The organism is Paraburkholderia ribeironis (assembly GCF_900019265.1).
Classification (GTDB): domain Bacteria; phylum Pseudomonadota; class Gammaproteobacteria; order Burkholderiales; family Burkholderiaceae; genus Paraburkholderia; species Paraburkholderia ribeironis.
Window position 1 is genome coordinate 1 of record NZ_CYGX02000042.1, and the last position, 15403, is coordinate 15403.

The 15403-nt window shown below is 59.9% G+C and carries 11 protein-coding genes; 5 read left to right on the forward strand and 6 right to left on the reverse strand.

From position 1 onward, the window contains the following. Positions 1 to 351 precede the first annotated feature (351 nt). From BN2475_RS18925 to BN2475_RS18945, 5 genes are all read left to right on the forward strand, one after another. Positions 352 to 1371: a LysR family transcriptional regulator gene (locus BN2475_RS18925; protein WP_159444576.1), complete on the forward strand. Its 1020-nt coding sequence runs from the start codon at positions 352 to 354 to the stop codon at positions 1369 to 1371. Between the two features lie 205 nt (positions 1372 to 1576). Then, positions 1577 to 2764: an NAD(P)/FAD-dependent oxidoreductase gene (locus BN2475_RS18930; RefSeq protein ID WP_094781122.1), complete on the forward strand. Its 1188-nt coding sequence runs from the start codon at positions 1577 to 1579 to the stop codon at positions 2762 to 2764. Between the two features lie 19 nt (positions 2765 to 2783). Further along, a complete protein-coding gene (locus BN2475_RS18935) occupies positions 2784 to 3362 on the forward strand; it encodes a HutD/Ves family protein (protein ID WP_094781123.1) in 579 nt (192 codons plus the stop codon). Between the two features lie 16 nt (positions 3363 to 3378). Continuing rightward, positions 3379 to 4152: an electron transfer flavoprotein subunit beta/FixA family protein gene (locus BN2475_RS18940; RefSeq protein ID WP_094781039.1), complete on the forward strand. Its 774-nt coding sequence runs from the start codon at positions 3379 to 3381 to the stop codon at positions 4150 to 4152. Continuing rightward, the gene (locus BN2475_RS18945; protein ID WP_094781040.1) at positions 4153 to 5082 is read left to right on the forward strand and encodes an electron transfer flavoprotein subunit alpha/FixB family protein; all 930 of its coding nucleotides are present in this window, start codon (positions 4153 to 4155) and stop codon (positions 5080 to 5082) included. Positions 5083 to 5288: 206 nt separating this feature from the next. On the opposite strand, the gene hutG is transcribed toward BN2475_RS18945, so the two are convergent. From hutG to pruA, 6 genes are all read right to left on the reverse strand, one after another. Next, the gene (gene hutG, locus BN2475_RS18950) at positions 5289 to 6104 is read right to left on the reverse strand and encodes an N-formylglutamate deformylase (protein ID WP_094781041.1); all 816 of its coding nucleotides are present in this window, start codon (positions 6102 to 6104) and stop codon (positions 5289 to 5291) included. An 81-nt stretch (positions 6105 to 6185) separates the two neighbouring features. Further along, a complete protein-coding gene (gene putA / locus BN2475_RS18955; RefSeq protein ID WP_245841400.1) occupies positions 6186 to 9953 on the reverse strand; it encodes a bifunctional proline dehydrogenase/L-glutamate gamma-semialdehyde dehydrogenase PutA in 3768 nt (1255 codons plus the stop codon). Positions 9954 to 9999: 46 nt separating this feature from the next. After that, complete coding sequence (locus tag BN2475_RS18960; protein ID WP_094781042.1) at positions 10000 to 10836, reverse strand: ABC transporter permease; 837 nt, start codon at positions 10834 to 10836, stop codon at positions 10000 to 10002. 4 nt (positions 10837 to 10840) lie between these two features. Next, positions 10841 to 12103: an ABC transporter permease gene (locus BN2475_RS18965; protein WP_094781043.1), complete on the reverse strand. Its 1263-nt coding sequence runs from the start codon at positions 12101 to 12103 to the stop codon at positions 10841 to 10843. A gap of 312 nt (positions 12104 to 12415) precedes the next feature. Beyond that, the gene (locus tag BN2475_RS18970; RefSeq protein ID WP_094781044.1) at positions 12416 to 13492 is read right to left on the reverse strand and encodes an ABC transporter ATP-binding protein; all 1077 of its coding nucleotides are present in this window, start codon (positions 13490 to 13492) and stop codon (positions 12416 to 12418) included. A gap of 32 nt (positions 13493 to 13524) precedes the next feature. Continuing rightward, a complete protein-coding gene (gene pruA, locus BN2475_RS18975) occupies positions 13525 to 15135 on the reverse strand; it encodes an L-glutamate gamma-semialdehyde dehydrogenase (protein WP_094781045.1) in 1611 nt (536 codons plus the stop codon). Positions 15136 to 15403 lie beyond the last annotated feature (268 nt).

The following is a 15403-nucleotide window of genomic DNA, read 5'->3' on the forward strand; positions in this document are numbered from 1 at the left end:
CTTTGCCGGCCGCCAGCTGCTTCAGGCGGATCGCCGCGGACAGGCCGGCCGGGCCGCCGCCGACGATCATCACGTCGTATTCCATAGCGTCCCTGGGACCAAATTGCTCGACCAAACTTTGCGCGTTCATATTCAAAAATACTTTTGTCAGCATAGGGAAGAGGACATGCCGGTAGGGACATCGCCCGCACCAGGTTTGATCGCATGTCAACGATCAACCGTGCCGGATCGTAGAACGAACGATTTGCCAGGCGGCGGACATAACGGTCGCTTATGCTAGTTTCAAGCATCGTTTGAATTGGCTCGACGCGGTCAGTCTCGCGGCATCATTCACCCAAGATGGAGGTGAATATGCGAACTGCGACCGTTAGAGTGGACCTCCGGGCACTTCAGGCATTCGTGGCAGTCTGTGAAACGAAATCCATGACTGAGGCCGCAAAGGTCCTGGGTGTCACGCAAAGCGCAGTCAGTCAACTGATCGCATCCCTGGAGCGGGAACAAGGGGTCGCGCTTTTTGACAGGGAGTGTCGGCCAGTCAGGCCAAACGCTGCCGGCAAGATCTTGTTCGCGAGTGCCACGGGACTTCTTGAACACGCGCACGCGGTCGCACTGCAGGTCCGGTCAGCTACCAGCAGTCAAGCGGCAGGCCTGAGAATTGGCTGCCTCGAATCGTTCGCTGCGATCTTCGGACCACGCCTCGTTCAGCGGTTGGGCCCACAAGTCAGCGATCTGACGATTTCGTCCGGCTCGACTCACACGCTCAGTGCCAGGCTGGCTGATGGCGACCTGGAACTGGCAATATGCAGCGACGCGCCAGCGGACACTGAAAAGATCGAAGTACGCCCTCTGCTATCCGAGCAGTTCGTTGCAGTTGCCCCGAAGAAATTCGCAGAGCGTCCTCAACTCGAACAGATACTGCGCGAACTACCGCTTCTGCGCTACAGTGCCGGCGCGCGAATGGGCGCGCAAATCGAGCGCTTCATGCACCAGATAGGTCTGTTCGCGCCGAAGCGATATGAGATCGATAGCACCGAAGCAATCCTGAGCCTCGTTGATTCCGGTTTCGGCTGCGCGATAAGCACTCCGTTATGCCTCTATCAGTATCGCGCCCTCCTCAGGAGCACAACGGTCATTCCATTGCTCAACACCCGGCTCGGTCATCGTGACATTTTCGTTCTTACCCGGCGCTCCGAGTGGTCGAGCCTGGCGGAAACTATCTCGTGCGAATCCGTTGCGATCGCTCGGGACACCATAACACCGACTCTCCAGCGAACATTCCCAGAAGCCGCCCCGTCGGTTTTTGAGTTCTTCCACACCGCTAATCTGGACACCCCGGAAAGTCGAAGCATTCAGGATTTTGCGTTGGAATAGATCCGGAGCTGCATCAGGCCGTCGCGGCATGCAACGCCGGGTTCTACAGTCTTGCGCAACTGGTTGGAGGCGCTCGCGTCGCAGGGCTCCATTGGACCTATTATCGCGATACTTAAACTAAAAATAGAACTTGCTTATATTGCCGCACGAAATTATTTCTGGTCGCAAACTTGCCTCATAGCTTGCTCAATGAAGGATGCAAACCGTGAACAATTTCGATGTGGTTGTGATTGGTGCCGGCGTTATCGGCAGCTCTGTGGCTTTCCAGCTTGCCAGGCTCGGAGCGAAGAACGTTCTGGTACTGGATCGCGGATTGATCGGCGGCGGCACGACCTCCCAGTCGTCCGGCATCCTGCGTACCCACTACTCCGTCAAGGAAAACGTGGAACTGGCGAGAAAGTCGTGGGAAGTCTTCAACAACTTCTCGTCCTACCTGGGCGACGAAGAAGCGTCATGTGGTCTGGTGAAGTGCGGATACATGATCGTAGCCAGCGAGGGCGACAAGATCGAGCCCCTGCGCGCCTCGCTGAACCAGCAGAAAGCGCAGGGCATTCCGCTCGAATTGCTGGACCAGCAACAAGCGAGAGACTTGATGCCAATCGCCCGGTTCGACGATGCAGCCCTTATCGGCTACGAGCCGGAAGCTGGCTTCGCGGATGCATACCTCGTCGCAACGAGCTTTGCGCGCGCCGCACGCCGTGGCGGGGTAACGATCAAGGAAAACGTCAACGTCAACCAGATCCTGTTTGAGAACGGCAAGGTCGTTGGCGTATCCACGAGCATTGGCGACTTCAGCACGTCCACCGTGATCAGCACCCAGAACATCTGGACTCCTGAGCTTGCGGGCTGGACGGGTCGAAACCTTCCGGTCATGCCGGAACGCCATGCCGTGCTCGCGCTCGAGTGCGAAGCGGCAAAGTATACGTTCAACATGCCCGTCTTCAAGGATCTGGCATCGCCCGGCATGCTCTACTACCGCAGCTATGGCGGCAGCCAGATGCTGGTCAGCGAAGGCGTCGTCGGCGAAAAGCTGAATACGACGGACACCGAACAGGGCGACATTCCGATGGACTACATCGTCGAAGTCGGCGCCCAGGTCGCCGAACGCTTCCCCGAATATGAAACGGCAGGCATTGCGTCTTCGTGGACGGGTGTCTATGACGTCACGCCCGACTGGAATCCCGTTCTCGGCAAGCTGCCGGGAATCGAAGGCCTCGTGGTGGGCTACGGCTTCTCGGGTCACGGCTTCAAGCTGTCGCCGACGGTGGGCCGCGTGCTCGCGCAGGAGGCGTTGGGCATGCCGACGGATGTTTCGCTCAAGCCGTACTCGATCGAACGCTTTGCAACGGGCGAGCTTTTGACGGGCAAGTATGGTCTGGGCGCCGTTTCCTGAGGACCAGTCGATGTCCCCGATGCAAGTGCGCGATATCGCCTCGATACCTTCCGAGAAATGGCGCAACGGTAAGGGCGTAACGAGAACGCTGGCCGCGCATGGTACTGACTGGCGCGTGAGCATTGCAGCGGTCGAACGCGACGGTCCGTATTCGACCTTCGAAGGCATGACGCGGCTGTCCGTCATTCTCGGGGGCAATGGAGTCGTGCTCCGCGCGGGCGATCTGACAACGCGTCTCACGCCGTTCACGGTCGCCGAATATGACGGCGCGATGGCGTGGGATGCTTCGTTGACAGACGGGCCGGTGACCGCGCTCAACGTCATGTGCAGAAGGCACATCTACCGGCCGACCGTGCGGATCCTCACAGGTCCGGTGACCGTACCCGCGGGTGCCTCGGCTATCGTGCTGGCCGCGGGTCGTGCATGTCATCTCACCGATTCGCCAGAGACAGCACAGCAACGGATCAACGCAGACCAGTTCGCGGTCTTTAAAAATCTGGAACATCCGGTTCGGATCAGTCCCGACCGGGTCGGCGGAAAAGATGGCGGCTTTGGGCCCGTCCCACAGCTGGTGATCATAGAGCCGGCGACCGTCTGAACTTGAGGAACATGAAATGAAAGTACTGACTGCAGTAAAGCGCGTGGTTGACTACAACGTGAAGGTACGCGTCAAGGCAGATCAAAGCGGTGTCGATATCGGCAACGTGAAAATGTCGATGAATCCGTTCGACGAGATTGCCACCGAAGCGGCTACCCGGCTGAAGGAAGCCGGAAAGGCTAGCGAGGTGGTCGCCGTGTCGTGCGGCGTGCCGCAAAGTCAGGAGACGCTGCGCACCGCGCTGGCTATCGGTGCGGACCGTGGTGTCCTCGTTGAGACCGATGCCGAACTGCAGCCTCTCGCGGTAGCCAAGCTGCTCAAAGCCGTCATCGACCGGGAACAGCCGCAGCTCGTCATCCTCGGCAAACAGGCGATCGACGACGACGCCGGCCAGACCGGTCAGCTACTCGCGGCGCTGCTCGACTGGCCGCAGGCAACCTTTGCGAGCGACATCGAAATCGGCGACGGGTCGGCAACCGGGTCGGCAACCGGGTCGGGAACCATTACGCGCGAAGTGGATGGCGGGCTTGAAGTGATTACCATCCGTCTTCCGGCAATCGTCACTACCGACCTGCGTCTGAACGAGCCGCGGTATGTGACGCTGCCCAACATCATGAAGGCGAAGAAGAAGCCTATCGACGTCCTGAAGCCTGCTGACCTGGGTGTGGACCCGTCCCCTCGCCTCAAGACGCTCAAGGTGGTCGAGCCTGCGGCGCGCAAAGCAGGTGTGATCGTCCCCGACGTTGCAACGCTACTCCAGAAACTCAAATCTGAAGCAAAGGTGATTTAAATGACGACGCTTGTTATTGCAGAACACGACAACGCTCAGGTAAAGAGCTCGACGCTGCACACGGTTTCTGCAGCACAGAAGATCGGCGGCGGCGTGCACCTGCTGGTTGCCGGTAGCAATGCCCGTCCCGCAGCAGAAGTCGCAAGCCGGATTGCGGGCGTCGAGAAGGTCATCTTGATCGACGCGCCTCATCTCGCCGACGGACTGGCCGAGAATGTCGCTGCCCAGATCATCGGACTGGCCAGCGACTATACGCACCTGTTCTTTCCCGCGACCGCAGCCGGCAAAAACATTGCTCCGCGCGTCGCTGCAAAGCTCGACGCGTCGCAGATTTCGGATGTGATCGCCATCGACGCGCCCGACACTTTCCAGCGGCCCATCTATGCGGGTAACGCCATCGCGACCGTGCAGACGAACGATCCCGTGAAGATCGCGACGATCCGCACCACCGCGTTCGACGCTGCGGCGGCGCAAGGCGGAAGCGCCAGTATTACTGAAGTGGCGGCGGCGGCCGACACCGGCCTTTCAAAATTTGTTCGCCGCGAGATCGCGAAAAGCGACCGTCCAGATCTGACGGCTGCCCGCGTCGTGGTATCGGGCGGACGGGGTCTCGGCAGTGCCGAAAACTTCGCCATCCTCAACCCGCTCGCTGAAAAGCTGGGTGCCGCGATCGGCGCTTCGCGCGCTGCAGTGGATTCCGGCTATGCCGCCAACGATCTGCAGGTCGGTCAGACCGGGAAGATCGTGGCGCCGGAACTCTACATGGCCGTCGGCATTTCTGGCGCCATCCAGCATCTGGCGGGCATGAAGGACTCGAAGATCATCGTCGCCATCAACAAAGACGCTGAAGCACCGATTTTCGGTGTTGCGGATTACGGCCTCGTGGCTGATCTGTTTGAAGCCATTCCGCAGATCACGCAGTCACTATAACCTCGACGCCGCACGATTTCCCCATCTCCTTGGGTAACTGGCCGGCACCGCATGATGTACGCGGTGCCGGCTTTTTTTTGAGCAGGAGTCCAACGTATTGTGCGGGGGAAACCTGGAGCTAGAGCTGTCCGTTATAGATAGCCAGTGAGATGGCCAGCGGGTCCACGCCTTCAACCGCGACTGGCGTACGTTCTGGTTGCTTGCGCTCAGGAAGTTCCGGCGCGCAGCTTCAGTGTCGCGTCGACGGCCGCGGAAATCATGCAGTCGACCACCGGTTGGATCCGTTCAGCAAGATCCTGCCGATAACCGAACGGAGCAGCTTCGTCCATATAGCTCGACTGACACATCTCGAGCTGTACTGCGTGGATACCGTTGGACGGCTGACCGAATGCCCGGGTGATAAAGCCACCCTTGAACCGGCCATTCGCGACCCATGTGAACGGCTGGCCTTTGACCAGTTCGGCTGAAATTGCATCGAGGATACTTGCGTCACAACTGGCCCCGGCGTTCGTGCCAATGTTGAGGTCAGGAAGCTTGCCCTCAAACAGTCGCGGCAAAACACTCGCAATCGAATGCGCTTCCCACAGCAGCACTTGCCCGAACTGCTGCTTCATCCTGTCCAGTTCAGCGCGCAGCTTTTCATGGTACGGCCGCCAGTATTTTTCCAGACGCATTTGCACCTGCTCCTGCGTCGGAGCCTTGTCATCGAGGTACAGTGGTTCACCGCGGAATGTTTCCGTCGGGCACAGTCCCGTCGTGGTTTGCCCCGGATACAGGCTTTCACCACCTGGCGGTCTGTTGAGGTCTATGACATAGCGGGAATAGCGAGCGCCGAGTATCGAAGCGCCGGCAGATTTCGCAAAGCTGTAAAGACGGTCGAGATGCCAGTCCGTGTCGGCTACAGCATGAGCGGCGTCTGTCATATCCTGCGCAATCTCCGCCGGAATCTCTGTGCCCAAATGCGGAATGGAAACCAGCAGCGGAATCTCCCCTTGATGGAAAGTGAACATCGCTTCTTGCACAGCAGAATCTCCTATAAGCAATCCCGCCGCGATCGTCCGGGCATCTGACGTGCCGGCTCGCAACCGCACCCGCATTGCTACCTAGACCACGTCCTCGCTCATTATCATCAACTGCGTGTTGCCGCCCGCAGCGCTCGCATTGATAGTTGTGACGCGCTCTCGAACCAGTTGCGTCCAGTCGTAGGTGCCGTCGTCGTGGGCGACTGCCATGCCGATCATCCGCTGTGCCGCCATGCGACGCAGATTGCCCACGCCTCGCTGGTCAGATGTCGCAAGGACCACATCCGGGCGAACGCCGGGCAACTCGCCATCGAGCACCCGAGCCGCATCCGCCGAGTCAATCACATGGCAACCGGTACCGAGAGCAGCTGCAATCTCATCGGCAACCGACGACTTCAGTAGCAACACTGCATTGCCGAACGCACAGGCCGCCGTTGCCTGGACCAGCAGCGACTCAATGGAGTCCGCGGCACAGAATGCCTGCCCGCGAGGCAGAAGCTCGACGGTGTTCTCCTCGCCTGTCAATGCTGGAAGGCTCAAAGGCCGGAAGCTCTGCGCGAGTCGAAGGAGTTGCGCGTTGTACCGGCCAAGTCGCGCCTGTGCGTCGGCATCGAGCCGTCGGGCGGCCGGCGTATTCGCGATCGCTTCAACGCGTTGCCTGTAGTTGGTTCGTGCCTGAGCCTGCGCGCTCATCCGCGCGATAAAGCGACCCTGCGCAGAAGCTTCCGGAAACTCGAAATACTTGTCACTCACCGCCGTCCGCGACGGGGCGAACGGTCCCATGTCCGCCTCGTACCTGTTGGCTGGGGAACGGGTGAGGCTGATCAGCGTCAACGGACCAGCGACCATGCATCCCGTACCGGATGCACCATTACCGCCCGCCGGTTGCATACCAGGGAAGGCGCCATGCATCGCCCGGTTGACGCAGATACTGCTCGCCCCGGACAACGAAAGGAGATTGCCTGCTGTCTCGTTGATGCGGGTGTGCAACCCCTGGACACCACTGCCCAACGCGTTCAACGCCCTGATAAGGGCTTCCATATTGCCTGTTTCGTACCGCACGACATGCAGGATCGGGCCAGTCACCGAAGGGTCGATCGCGGTAAGCGATCCGACATCGCCCATATCCGCGATCGTAGGCGCAACGAAGTTTCCATTGCCGCAGCCGGCGTCCAGCTTGCCCCGGGTAATCCGGAAGCCGCGACGCTTCAGCTGCTCGAGGTACGTCTCGGCGCGATCGCGCGCCTTGCGGGTTGTCACCGGCCCGACGTCGGTCGCACCGCTCAGGGGATCGCCCGTGATGCGCTCGCTGAGCATGCCGTTGAGCATGCGCAGCACCTTGTCTGCCGTTGAGTCCTGCAGGCACAGAACGCGTAGCGACGATGCCCCCTGCCCCGCCGATTGGAACGCGGAGACAATAGCGTCTGAGATGACCTGCTCGGGCAGAGCCGAACTATCGACGATCATCGAATTGATGGACCCGTAGGTGGCAATGAATTTTACCGGGCGCGCGGCAGCTGCGAGTTGCACAGCAATAGCACGGGCCACCTCACGAGATCCGGCAAAAAGAACTGCGCCCACGCGTTGATCGGACACCAGCGCCTTGCCCACCGTCGCGCCATCGCCCAATACGAGCTGAAGCACGTCTTGAGGCACGCCCGCGCCGTGGAAGATTCGGGTAGCTTCGAACGCAATCAGCGAAGCGTCCGACGACGGCTTTGCGATAACCGCGTTGCCCGCCGCGAGTGCAGCCGATACTTGCCCGACGAAAGAACTCAGCGGACACGCCGAAGGCGTAACACTAATGACGGTCCCTAGCGGCTGCACGTTTGACAGCGCCCTGTCCGTCGTCAACTGGAACGCGTACAACCGGCACAGGTTGACAGCAGTGCGGACCTCCTCCACAGCCTCCGAAAGAGTTGCTCCATTTTCGAGCGATAACAGTGCCCCAAGTCTCGACGCGTTGTCTTCCAGCTCGCTAGCGACCCGTTCCAGAACTTCGGCGCGATTGGCCACGGTCCTGCCGCCCCAGCTGGAAGCGGCGTGACCTGCAGCATCCAAAGCTGCCGCCACACTGCTCATCTTGCAGCTGGCAAAACTTCCGATAGCCTCGGCGAGATTGCCCGCGCTATAGATCACAGCAGTCGATTCGAACTTCGCGTCTGTCGCTCCCGCGATCAATGAATGCGCGTTCACCCGGTTCTGCCGGATCTGCACCACTGTTCGCTCGAATTCCGGCGCGCCGCCGAAACTCAGCGCCACCGCGTTGACCCGGCCCGGCAGCAGGTCGCGCGGCGCTGCGATGCCGGCATGTGACTTACCGCCCGTTCGTGCTGCCTTTGCGACCGGATCTTCAACGATGTCAGAAATGCTGACCGCCGGATCGACGATCTGGTTGACGAATGACGAGTTCGCACCATTCTCCAGCAGGCGACGGACAAGGTACGCAAGCAGGGTCGCATGCGGCCCGACCGGCGCGTAGATGCGGCACGGACGGTTCAGTTTGGCGGTGCCGACTACCTGGTCGTATACGGTCTCGCCCATGCCATGCAGACACTGGAATTCATAATCTTTGTCTCCGGCAAGCGTATGCACTGCCGCAACCGTGAATGCGTTATGCGAAGCAAACTGCGGGAAGATGGCATCCGGCGCATTGAGCAGAACTTTCGCGCAGGCGATGTAGCTAACGTCCGAATGCACCTTTCGCGTGAATACCGGGTAGCCAACCGCGCCGGCATCCTGTGCGAGCTTGATTTCAGTGTCCCAGTAGGCGCCCTTGACCAGACGGATGTTGATCCGTCGCCCGTTGGCGCGAGCGAGAGCGATAATCCAGTCCGCCACGGCCCTGCCGCGCTTCTGGTACGCCTGCAGGGAAATGCCGATTCCATTCCAGCCCTTCAGGCTTGGCTCGGCGCACAGGCGCTCCAGCATCTCCAGCGTCAGGTCGAATCGCGCCGACTCCTCCTGGTCAAGGTGGAAGCCGATGCCGTACTCCTTCGCCGTCTGCGCGAGTTGCAGCAGTCGCGGATACATCTCGTCCAGTACCCTGTCCCGTTGCGCCAGCTCATATCGTGGATGCAGGCCCGAGATCTTGACCGAAACGCCAGGCCCGTCGATCGGCCCCTGACCCTTCGCATCCTTGCCGATCGCTTCGATTGCATGCCGGTAGGACTCGAAATACGCCTGTGCATCTTCGTTCGTGAGCGCCGCTTCGCCCAGCATGTCGTAGGTGTATCGGTATCCGCCCGACTCTCGTCCCTTGGCCACGCCGATCGCCTCTTCAATCGTCTGGCCGGTGACGAACTGCTTGCCAAGCATTCGCATCGCGTACGCGACGCCAGCGCGCACGACCGCCTCCCCACCCTTGCGCACGACGCGCGACAGCGCCTCCGCGAGCGCGTTCTCGTCCGGTTGTTTCAGAAGCTTCCCGGTGAAAAGCAAACCCCAGGCTGTGGCATTGACAAACAGCGATGGGGATTTGCCGATATGCGCCCGCCAGTCCGCGTCGACAATCTTGTCCCGGATAAGCTGGTTACGGGTCTCGGTGTCGGGAATCCGCAGCATTGCCTCGGCGAGACACATCAGCGCGATGCCCTCGCGGCTGTCGAGCGAGAACTCCTGGGTCAGCAGGTCGACTCCGCCTGCATTGATACGTGCGTCACGCACGCCTTGAGCGAGTCGCGCGGCAAGATCCTGCGCCTTTGCCAGCGTCGGCGCATCCATGCGCGCCTCTTCCATCAGCCCACGCACGACTACGTCCTCGGCAAGCGCCGAGGCGTCGCGAATGCGCTGACGCAGCGTTTGAAGATCTGCCGTGCCGCTTTGCATCGATTGGATTTCCGACAGCATGATTAGGTTACCTGATGAATTCCTGATTGATTGATCGATTGACCGATCAGAACTGGTTGGCCGTTCCACGCAGACGCTCGGTTCTGCGCCGCAAAAGCTCCAGAGTAATGAGCAACAGCGTCGATATGACGACGAGCACACTTGCTACGGCCAGAATGGTGGGACTGAGCTGCTCGCGGATGCCTGCCCACATCTGCCGGGGTACCGTTCGTTGCTCGGTGCCCGTCAGGAAGAGAGCGACGACAATCTCGTCGAATGAGGTCGCGAACGCGAAGAGCGCGCCTGATATCACGCCCGGCGCGATGATGGGGAGCTTCACCTGCAGGAAAACGCGCAGCGGCGAGGCACCCAGACTGCGGCCTGCACGGGACAGCGTTTCGTTAAAGCCTGCCAGCGTCGCCGTCACGGTGACCACGACAAACGGTACGCCAAGCGCGGCGTGCGCGAGGATCAGACCCGTCAGACTGTTGACCAGACCGAAGGGACTGAAGGCGAAGTAGACGCCCACGGCCGTAATGATCAACGGCACGATCATCGGCGAAACGAGAATGCCGGTGATGAGCGCCCTTCCCTTCAGACGCGGATGCGTCAACCCGAGCGACGCCATGATGCCGAGAGTGGTCGCGAGCAGCGTTGAGACAACGCCCACGATCAGCGTATTTTTGAGCGCCAGCATCCATTCGGGGCTATCGAGGAAGTCCTGGTACCAGCGCAGACTGATCCCTGGCATCGGATAGGTGAAGTACGGCTGCGAGTTGAATGACAGCGGCATCACAACCAGGATTGGGGAAATCAGAAACACCAGCACCGCCAGCGACAGGATCACGTGCGCCCAACGTCCCAACCGTCCCCAGATCGTTACATATGCGGGAAAACTGAACATTTGATCACCCCAACTTGACGCCGGCTCCGCCGGTCATGCGGACAAATACGCCATAAATCAGCAGCACCCCTGCGAGAAGGATGGACGCCAGCGCGCTCGCCAATCCCCAATTCAAGGTGTTGTTGACATGGTTCGCGATGTAGTAGCTGGCCAGTTGATCATCCGGGCCACCGACGATCGCTGGCGTAATGTAGTAGCCGACGGCGAGAATGAATGTCAGCATGCCTGCCGCGCCGACACCCGGAAGCGTCTGCGGGAAATACGCCTGGAAGAATGAGCGGATCGGACCTGCACCGAGCGAGCGCGACGCTTTCATGTAGATGTTCGGGACACCCTTCATCACCGAATAGAGCGACAGGATCGCGTAGGGCAGAAGAATGTGCGTCATCGCGACCAGCACGCCAAAACGGTTGTAGATCAGCGGTAGTCCATGGTCTGTCAAGCCAAGGTGCTTGAGCACGTCATTGATTACCCCGTTGGTCTGCAGCACGACCACCCAGGCTGTCGTCCGAACCAGGATCGACGTCCAGAACGGCAACAGAACCATGATCATGAACAGGTTGCTGTAGCGCGCCGGAATGTTGGCGAGGAAGAACGCAACCGGGTATCCGAAAAGCAGACAGAGCGCGCTGACCGCAATGCTCACCCACGCGGTGCGAATGAAGACGCCGACGTAGAGCCGCTCGCTTTCGCTCTGGCGCACGATCGCGCCATGACTGTCGCGTTTGAAGTCGAATGCCTTCAGGTAGTAGCCCAAGGTCCACGGCGACGAAGCATATTTGAGCGTTGACCACGTAGCGACGTCATCCCAGCGAGCGTCGATCGCGGTGAGACGCTGATGCCACGATCCCGTTGCGTCATCACCGAGACGTCGAGCCGTCTTCATGAGCAGGCTGCGCATTCCGGCTTCATCGTAGTTCAGTCGCGAGGCGATCCGGCTCACTCCCTCGCTGCCCTTTGCCGCGAGGAGATCGTGGGCAAATGCGTCATAGACCTGTTCCCCCGGCGGCTTGCCTGCGCTCGGGTCCCACTCTCGAAGCAGCACGGATGCGTGCGGCATCTCCTGAGAAAGCGTCGGATCCCTGAAGCTCTTCATCAGCAGGCTGCCGATAGGAACGAGGAAGGTGACGAGAAGGAAGATCAGCAGCGGCGCTACCAGCAGGAAAGCTTTCACGCGTTCGGTGCGTTCTGCGCTGCGCAGCTTTGCCTTGAGACTTTTGGATTCTTTCACAGTCATTTGCGGTGACTGGTCTGTGGGCACGGCCATATCGTGGGGAAGTATCATCATCGTCCAGCGGCTAGCGCCGCGTCCTCCTCGTCAATTCAACACCAGGCTTTCGTATCCGGATGCGAGCACGGTCGCCATCCGATGCAAACTTGCAAGGAAAAGTCGGGCGCCCTGCTGTTCCTGCAGAAAGGCAGCCTTTGGTGGAAATGCGACACGGGCGTCCGTTTTAAACTTCGCTCGCCTGCGTCACCCCGAGGCACATGGCTCGGGTTTCAGTCTCCACTAGTTGTACTAATTTTTTCCTTTGTTTCCGCGTCCGTCGCATAGATCCGCTACGCGGTGTCCGGTTTGTTACTGCAACGCGCTGCAGCATTCCGCCATCCAGCCGACGTGTACCGAGTCGCCAATCCGCAGTTGACGCGCATCACCGTTATTCGGCAGTTTCACGATGAAGTCGTTTCTGCCGCATACCTGCATGACCACGCGAAGATGATCGCCGTAATAGATGAGATCCTTGACACCACCCTGGAAGACGTTGTCGCAGCTCTTTGCCTGATCTCCAACCGTCACCCGCTCCGGCCGCAGGGAGATGCTGGCGGAGCCGGTACCGCGGACACTCGGCCCCGCATGCGCATGGATGTTCTGTCCACTTTCCAGCTTGACGGTGCAGCGTTCCCTGTCCACGGACGCGACCGTCCCAAGCAGTTCATTGCTTTCGCCAATGAAGCGTGCGACAAACGCGTTCTCGGGGTTCTCATACAGCACAGGAGGTGGCGCGAGCTGCTGGATGATGCCGTTGTTGAAGACCGCAATCCGGTCTGACATGGTCATCGCTTCGCCCTGGTCATGGGTCACGTACACCACGGTCAAACCGCTCTGCTCATGAATCTGCTTGATCTCGTATTGCATCTGCTCACGAAGCTGCTTGTCGAGCGCACCAAGCGGCTCATCCATCAGAACCAGCGCCGGTTCGAACACAAGCGCCCGCGCTACGGCAATCCGTTGCTGCTGCCCGCCCGAGAGCTGGGCCGGCATGCGGTTGGCGAACTTTTCCATGTTCACCATGTTGAGCGCGCGCTTCACCTTTCGTGCGATCTCGTCCTTCGGCACTTTGCGCACCTTGAGCGGGAAGGCGAGGTTCTCGGCAACGGACTTGTGCGGGAAAAGCGCGTAGCTCTGGAACACCATGCCGATGTTGCGACGCTCCGGCGGGATACGGTTGATCGGCTTCCCTTGCAGCAGGATTTCGCCATGCGTTGCAGTCTCGAAGCCCGCAAGCATCATGAGACACGTTGTCTTTCCAGAGCCTGACGGCCCGAGCATCGTCAAGAACTCGCCCTCCTGGATCTCGAGGTTGAGATTCTTGACGACAAGCGTCTCGCCGTCGTACGTTTTCTGAACATTCTTGAAAGAGACAATGGTGGACATGATGTTTCCTCAGGAGAAGCCGGAATCAGGATTTATGCGCCGAACTGCCAGTCGCGTGGGGGCAGATAGGTTTCCTTGACCACGCGCGGGGATGCCCAACGCAGCAGGTTGAGATAGGAACCTGCCTTGTCGTTCGTGCCGCTGGCGCGGCCGCCGCCGAACGGTTGCTGACCGATCATGGCCCCCGTGGGCTTGTCGTTGAGATAGAGATTGCCGGCGGCGTTGATCAGCACCTGCTCTGCGCGATGCAGGGCGAAACGATCGGTGCAGAAGATCGAACCGGTCAGTGCATACGGGCTGGTCGAATCGATCAGTTGCAGCGTCTCCTCCCAGTTCGCGTCGTCATACACGAAGACCGAAAGGACCGGTCCGAAGAGTTCTTCCTTCATCAGGGCGTGATGTGGGTCGCTCACTTCCAGCACCGTCGGCTCGACGAAATATCCGGGCTCCGACCACGTCTTCCCGCCAGACACGAACTTCACGCCCGCGTCCTCCCTGGCCGCCGCCAGCACCCGCGTCAACTTCTGGTGCGAGGCCTGGGAGATCACAGCGCCCATGAAGGTATCGAACTGCGCAACATCCCCTACTTTGAGCTGCGCGAGACGCTCACGCATCTCCTCGCTCACCGCTGTCCACAGACTGCGCGGGATATAGGCACGCGATGCAGCGCTGCACTTCTGCCCCTGGTACTCGAACGCGCCGCGGATCAATGCGATGGCGACTTCCGATGCATTGGCCGAAGGGTGTGCCAGAACGAAGTCCTTCCCACCCGTCTCCCCCACGAGCCGCGGAATGGTGCGGAAGCTGTCGACTTTCGATGCAACACCCTTCCAGAGCGACTGGAATACGGCCGACGACCCGGTAAAGTGGATACCAGCAAGGTCCGGCGAAGACAGAGCCACGCGCGTGGTCAGCTCGGCATCGCCAGGGACGAAATTGATCACGCCCGGCGGCAGCCCGGCTTCCTCGAGCGCTTCGTAGAAGATCCAGTTTGCGAGAGCCGACTTCTCGGAAGGCTTCCACAAAACCGTATTACCCATGATCGCCGGGGCCGTCGTGAGGTTCGCGCCGATCGCCGTGAAATTGAAAGGCGACACGGCGTAGACGAACCCTTCCAGCGGGCGCCAGTCGGCACGATTGACGGCCGTGGGAACCGACATCGGCTGCTCTGCATACACGCGTTGAGCGTTATATGCGTTAAAGCGCAGGAAATCGATCAGCTCGCATGCACTGTCAGGCTCCGCCTGATCGATCGTCTTGCTTTGCCCCAGCACAGTGGCCGCGTTGATCCGTATGCGCGAACGCGTCGCCACGATATCCGCGGCCCGATGAAGGATTGTCGCGCGGCTCGCGTGCGTCAGACTTGCCCAGTCCTTCGCGACAGAAGCCGAGCTCTTGATCGCTTCGGCGATCTGGCTTTCCGTCGGACGATGAATGCGCGCAAGAACGCGCTGCGTGTCGTGCGGTGCGCGCACTTCGACGGTGTCGTTCGAGAAGTAGCGCTTACCACCGATCACCGTCGGAATATCGACGACTTCACGTTGTTCCAGCGCTTTGGCAAGCTCTGCGGCAGCGGCGGTGCCGGGACGGAAGCTCACTTCGGTTTCGTTTGCCGGCAGTGGCAGTTGTGGGCTTGAGATCACGCTAACTCCTTTACAAAAAAACGATCTGGACGGACTACGGGGAAGTGAAGGACCTATCGATATCGACTGACCGCGACATCTCGGTTGGCCTTGTCATTCCGCAACGCTTTACCTCACTGCCCAGCGTAGTCCTCAAAAGAATTCCGGCTTACTGCTCAACCAAACGTTATGCTTTGCTTTCGCTCGTCGTTATGAAAAACATCTAGCCGCGACGCGCGCACGACAAGCAACGACGGGTTCTTCAGTTCGCGCTGATGGTCGTCACTGG